This window comes from Azonexus sp. (assembly GCF_036170495.1).
Lineage (GTDB): Bacteria > Pseudomonadota > Gammaproteobacteria > Burkholderiales > Rhodocyclaceae > Azonexus.
In genome coordinates, this window is record NZ_JAVHPH010000122.1 from 1 (window position 1) to 5,317 (window position 5,317).

General features: G+C 64.3%; 5 protein-coding genes. 4 read left to right on the forward strand and 1 reads right to left on the reverse strand.

Annotation, left to right across the window (positions count from 1 at the left end; all coding sequences use genetic code 11):
* Positions 1-698, forward strand: a 698-nt coding sequence (locus tag ADADOO_RS03840) for a methyl-accepting chemotaxis protein (RefSeq protein ID WP_511275169.1), incomplete at its 5' end; no start/stop codon positions are given.
* Here ADADOO_RS03840 and ADADOO_RS03845 read toward each other — a convergent pair.
* Positions 676-1,224, reverse strand: a complete 549-nt coding sequence (locus tag ADADOO_RS03845) for a DUF2062 domain-containing protein (protein WP_511275170.1) — start codon at positions 1,222-1,224, stop codon at positions 676-678. The genes ADADOO_RS03840 and ADADOO_RS03845 overlap by 23 nt on opposite strands.
* Positions 1,225-1,241: 17 nt before the next feature.
* On the opposite strand from ADADOO_RS03845, the gene ADADOO_RS03850 reads away from it, so the two are divergent.
* The 3 genes from ADADOO_RS03850 to ADADOO_RS03860 are packed head-to-tail and all read left to right on the forward strand — an operon-like array spanning position 1,242 to position 5,198.
* A complete protein-coding gene (locus ADADOO_RS03850; RefSeq protein ID WP_511275172.1) occupies positions 1,242-3,560 on the forward strand; it encodes a DNA internalization-related competence protein ComEC/Rec2 in 2,319 nt (772 codons plus the stop codon).
* A gap of 25 nt (positions 3,561-3,585) precedes the next feature.
* Positions 3,586-4,440 carry an alpha/beta fold hydrolase gene (locus tag ADADOO_RS03855; protein ID WP_511275174.1) on the forward strand — a complete coding sequence of 285 codons (855 nt, stop codon included), beginning with the start codon at positions 3,586-3,588 and terminating at the stop codon, positions 4,438-4,440.
* On the forward strand, positions 4,437-5,198 hold the full coding sequence (locus tag ADADOO_RS03860; protein ID WP_511275175.1) for an alpha/beta fold hydrolase: 762 nt from the start codon (positions 4,437-4,439) through the stop codon (positions 5,196-5,198). Before ADADOO_RS03855 ends, ADADOO_RS03860 begins: the two co-directional genes overlap by 4 nt.
* Positions 5,199-5,317: the final 119 nt, after the last annotated feature.

Here is a 5,317-nt window from a genome sequence, read left to right on the forward strand (position 1 = left end):
TGGGCATCGATCATATTTCGCGGAATGCCCAGGATGCGCAGCACTATTCTCGGGAATCCGACGAGGTGGCGACGCGCGGTGGCGAGATCGTCCAGGCTGTCGTCAGCGAAATCCAGGGAATCGCCTTGACCGTCAATCAATCGGCCGCAGCCGTCGAGGCGCTGGGCGAGCAGTCCGGGCAGATTTCGACGATCGTCGGGACGATCAAGGATATTGCCGACCAGACCAACCTGCTGGCCCTCAATGCCGCCATCGAAGCAGCGCGGGCCGGCGAATCGGGCCGTGGCTTTGCCGTGGTCGCCGACGAGGTCAGGAAGCTGGCCGAGCGCACGGCCAAATCAACGCACGAAATTTCCGACATGATCGTCGCCGTGCAGACCGGCACGGCATCGGCCGTGTCGAGCATGAAAGAGGGGGTGCACCGGGTTGCCTCCGGGGTCGCCCAGGCGCAACTGGCCGGCGAGGCGATCGGCCAGGTTCAGGACCGGTCGCGCCAAGTGCTCAACGCCGTTTCTGAAATCACCAACGCCTTGCGCGAGCAGGCCACCGCCAGCACCGAGATCGCCCAGAACGTCGAGCGCATCGCCCAGATGGCCGAGGAAAACAGCGCAGCAGCCGGTGGCAATGCCGAGACATCCGATATGTTGCGCACGCTGTCGAGCGCGCTGACGACGGCTATCGCCCGCTTCCGGACCTGAGTTTTTTCCGGCGCCGCCAGGCGCCGATCAGGAAAGCCCGCCACGCTGCCCGCGTGGCAAAGTAGCCGGCCACGGCCAGTCCGCTGGCGAGCAGGATCAGGCCGATGCCGAGCGGCTGGGCGACGCTCAGCATCCAGGTTTGCATAGCGCTCGTCCAGCCAATGAAATCCGTTGCGCTGAAGGCCGGTGGCGTGATGAAACCGTTACTTTCGCCGATAGTCAGCCGGCCGATCTGGTAGGCCAGCAGGTAGAGCGGAACGATGGTGAAGGGGTTGGTGTACAGCGTCACCAGCATGGCCAGCGGCAAATTGACGCGAAAGGCCACCGCGCAGGTTGCGGCGCCGAGCATTTGCAGCGGGCCGGGAATCAGTCCGCAGAACAGCCCGGCGGCCACCGCGCCCGCCGCCGAGTGCCGGTTCAGATGCCATAGCCGGGGGTGCAGCAGCGACGATTCGAACGGTCTCAGCCAGGGGTTGGCGCGGATCGTTTGCCGATCGGGCAGGTATTTTTTCAGGGTCCGGCGCATGCCCGTATTATTGCAGCATGCGCCTGAATATTCTCGCCTTCGCCGCCGGCATCCTCGGTGTGCAAATGCTGCCGGAACTGCCCGGCTGGGCGCTGTGGGCGTTGGTCGGCGGGCTGCTGGTGCTGCCCCGGCTGCGCTGGTCGGGCTGGCCGCTGTGTCTTCTCGCGCTGCTCGGTTGTCTGGCGCTCGGCGTGGCGTGGGGCGCCTGGCGGGCCGAGATTCGGCTGGCCGACCAACTCGGTGCCGACTGGGAGGGCCGCGATGTCGAAGTGGTCGGCGTCGTCGCTGGTTTGCCGCAGGATTTCAGCAACGGGACGCGTTTCGAATTTGACGTCAATTTCCGGTTGACCGTAGGAAGTGTTGTTCCCGAGCGCATCATGCTCTCCTGGTATCAGGGCCGGCGCGACGACGAGCAATTCGATCGATTGCAGGTTCGTCCCGGCGAGCGCTGGCGTTTCACGGTGCGCCTGAAACGGCCGCACGGCAACGCCAACCCGGGCGGTTTCGATTACGAGGCCTGGCTGCTCGAACGCAACATCCGGGCGACCGGCTACATCCGCCCGAACCCGCCGCACCGCCTCGACGACCTGGTGTGGCGGCCGGATTACGCCATTGAGCGGCTGCGTTACACCATCCGCGATTCGTTTGCCCGCCTTCTGCCGGAAGCCGAATATCCGTGGGCCGGCGTGCTCGTGGCGCTGGTCATCGGCGACCAGAAGGCGATTCAGGGCGAACTATGGACCACCTTCAACCGGACCGGGACGACGCATCTGATGTCGATTTCCGGGCTGCATGTGACGATGGTTGCGGCCTTGTGCGGCTGGCTCGTGTCGTTTGGCTGGCGTCGCGTGCCAGCGCTGGCCTTGCGCCTGCCGGCACAAAAGGCCGGGCTGCTCGCCGCCTGCCTTGCTGCCCTGGGTTATGCGCTGCTCGCCGGCTTTGCCGTGCCGGCGCAGCGTACCCTCTACATGTTGCTGGTCGCCGCTGCGGCCATGCTTTCCGGGCGCATCGTGGCGCCCAGCCGGATTCTTTGCCTGGCGCTGCTGGTCGTGCTGTTGTTCGACCCGTGGGCAGTATTGGCGGCTGGTTTCTGGCTGTCGTTTGGCGCCGTTGGCGCCTTGCTTTATATCGGCTCGTCTACGGTTGGCGAGGCGACCGACCGCTGGGCCAAAATCCGCGCCTGGGGTGTCGTGCAGTGGGCGGCGACGCTCGCTTCGCTGCCCATCCTGCTCCTCATTTTTCAGCAGTTTTCGCTGGTCTCGCCGCTGGCCAATGCGCTGGCCATTCCGGTCATCAGCTTCATCGTCACGCCACTCGCCCTGCTCGGGGCGCTGGTGCCGTGGTGGCCGATCCTCTGGCTGGCGCATCAGGTCATGGCCTGGCTCATGGTTTTTCTCAATTGGTGCGCTACCTGGCCGGTCTGGCTGGCACCGGCCCCGCCGTTATGGACAGCCTTGGCAGCCGCTGTCGGCGTCGCCATCTGCCTGTTGCCGCGCGGCTTGCCGGGTCGACTGCTGGGCGTCTTCCTGTTCGTGCCGGCCTTGTTCTGGCCGGTCGAAAAGCCGGACGAGGGCGCGGCGTGGATCAGCGTTCTCGATGTCGGACAGGGCCTGGCCAGCATCATCCGGACGCGCGAACACACGCTGATCTACGACCCCGGCCCGCTCTACAGCGCCGAATCGGATGCCGGGCAGCGGGTCGTTGTACCTTATCTGCGGGCTTTGGGGGGCAGCCATGTTGACCTGTTGATGGTCACCCATCGCGATACTGATCACTCGGGCGGCACCGCCTCGGTGCGGGCTGCACTGGAAGTCAAAGACGTGTATTCATCGGTCGCCGGCATCGGTGGCCGGCAGTGCATCGCCGGCCAGCGCTGGGTGTGGGATGGCGTCGTTTTCGAGGTGCTGCACCCGGCCGCCGAGGCTTATGTCGCCGACAGCAAGCCGAATCATCTGTCCTGCGTGCTGCGCGTCGAGGCGGGTGGAAAACGCATGTTGCTCACCTCGGATATCGAAGCGCCCGACGAGGTGGCCTTGCGCCGACGCTATCCTGAAGGGTTGGCGGCCGATATTCTGCTCATGCCGCACCATGGTTCAAAAACTTCATCGACGCCGGCTTTCCTGCAGGCGGTCGGCGCAGCCCAAACGGTTATTCCGGTTGGCTACCGCAACCGTTTCGGCCATCCAAAGGCCGAAGTGCTGGCGCGCTATGCGGCAATGGGTGCAACCATCTGGCGAACCGACCGGGATGGCGCTGTCAGCATTCGCCTGGGCGCTGGCAACATGGCCTTGTCAGGCTGGCGGCATGAACATCGTCGCTATTGGCATGGCCGGTGATACATTCGTAGCGGAGGAGAAAATCATGCAATTCAAACAACAGATCGTGCAATGCCTCGGGCCGTCGGGCCTGCATCGGATGGCTTATACCGAGTGGGGCGCCCGCGACAATCCACGCGTGCTGATCTGCGTCCACGGTCTGACCCGCAACGGCCGTGATTTCGATGCGCTGGCCGAAGCCCTGTCGGGGCACTACCGGGTGATCTGTCCGGATGTCGTCGGTCGTGGCCAGAGCAGCCATCTGCGTGACCCGGCGGCTTACGCCATGCCGCAATACGTTGCTGACATGGTGACGCTGATCGCCCGCCTCAATGTTGAGAGCGTGCATTGGCTCGGCACCTCGATGGGCGGTTTGATCGGCATGGCGCTGGCCGCCCAGGAGGGCACGCCGATCCGCAAGCTGGTGCTCAACGACGTCGGGCCGGTGATTACCGCCGAATCGCTACAGCGTATCGGCACCTATGTCGGTACCGACCCGGACTGGGCGACTTTCGACGAGGCGCTGGCCTTTGTTAAATTTATCAGCGAACCCTTCGGTCCGCTGACCGAAGCGCAGTGGTATCACCTGACCGAAACCAGCATCGTTCAAGGCAGCGATGGCCGCTGGCGTTTCCGCTACGATCCGCGTATCGCCGAGCCGTTCCGGGCCGCCTTTGCCGACAAGGATGTCGACCTCTGGCCGCTCTACGAGCAGATCAAGTGCCCGACGCTGGTCATTCGCGGCGCACGGTCGGACCTGCTGACCCGCGACACCTGGCAAAAGATGGCCGCCTGCGGTCCACGGGCAAAACTGGCCGAAATCGAAGGCGTCGGCCATGCCCCGATGTTCCAGACGGACGATCAGATTGCCGTTGTGCGCGATTTTCTGTTGAGCGCATGAAGCACATCGTTGTTCACGGGCTGCGGCTCGAATATCGCGATTTCCCGGCGACCGCCGAAGGCCGGCCGACTTTGTTGCTGCTGCACGAAGGCCTTGGTTGTGTCGGCATGTGGCGGCATTTTCCGGAAAAGCTGGCGGCGGCGACCGGTTGCCGATTGATCGTCTGGTCGCGCGCCGGTTACGGCGGTTCGCAGGCCTACCCGGAGCCGCGCACGCCGCGCTACATGCACCGTGAGGGCGAGGAAATGCTACCGGCGCTGATCGCTGCGCTGGAAATCGAACGGCCGCTGCTCATCGGTCACAGCGACGGTGGCAGCATTGCGCTGATCTTCGCCGGCGCTTTCCCGGATGTGCCGCTTGGCGTCGCCGTCATGGCGCCGCACGAGTTTGTCGAGGAAGTCACGCTGGCCGGTATCCGTGCAGCCAGGACGGCCTGGAAAACGACCGATCTGCCGACGAAACTGGCGCGTTATCACCCTGCGCAGAGCGAACGGGTGTTCCGCGACTGGAACGACACCTGGTTGTCGCCGGCCTTCCGCGACTGGAATATTGAAGAATATCTGCAGAAAATTCGTTGCCCGGTGCTGGCTATTCAGGGCGAAGACGATGAGTACGCCACGATGCGCCAGATCGACGTCATCGCCGAGCAGGTTCCCGCCACGCAATTGCTCAAACTGCCCGGCTGCGGCCACTCGCCGCAGCGCGATCAGGAGGCGCCGGTATTGGCTGCCCTAGCTGCCTTCGTGAGTCAATTCTGAACCGGCCTTTTCCAGCCAGTTGAGGACCATGGCAAACAACAGTTCGGGGCTGGCCGGTTTGGTCATGAAGTCGTCCATGCCGGCAGCCAGGCAAAGGGCGCGATCCTCGGCATAGGCAT

What these genes read in the sequence shown, in the direction of transcription:
- ADADOO_RS03845 (WP_511275170.1), bottom strand. Translation starts at nt 1,224, where the DNA reads ATGCGCCGGACCCTGAAAAAATACCTGCCCGATCGGCAAACGATCCGC.
- ADADOO_RS03850 (WP_511275172.1), top strand. Translation starts at nt 1,242, where the DNA reads ATGCGCCTGAATATTCTCGCCTTCGCCGCCGGCATCCTCGGTGTGCAA.
- ADADOO_RS03855 (WP_511275174.1), top strand. Translation starts at nt 3,586, where the DNA reads ATGCAATTCAAACAACAGATCGTGCAATGCCTCGGGCCGTCGGGCCTG.
- ADADOO_RS03860 (WP_511275175.1), top strand. Translation starts at nt 4,437, where the DNA reads ATGAAGCACATCGTTGTTCACGGGCTGCGGCTCGAATATCGCGATTTC.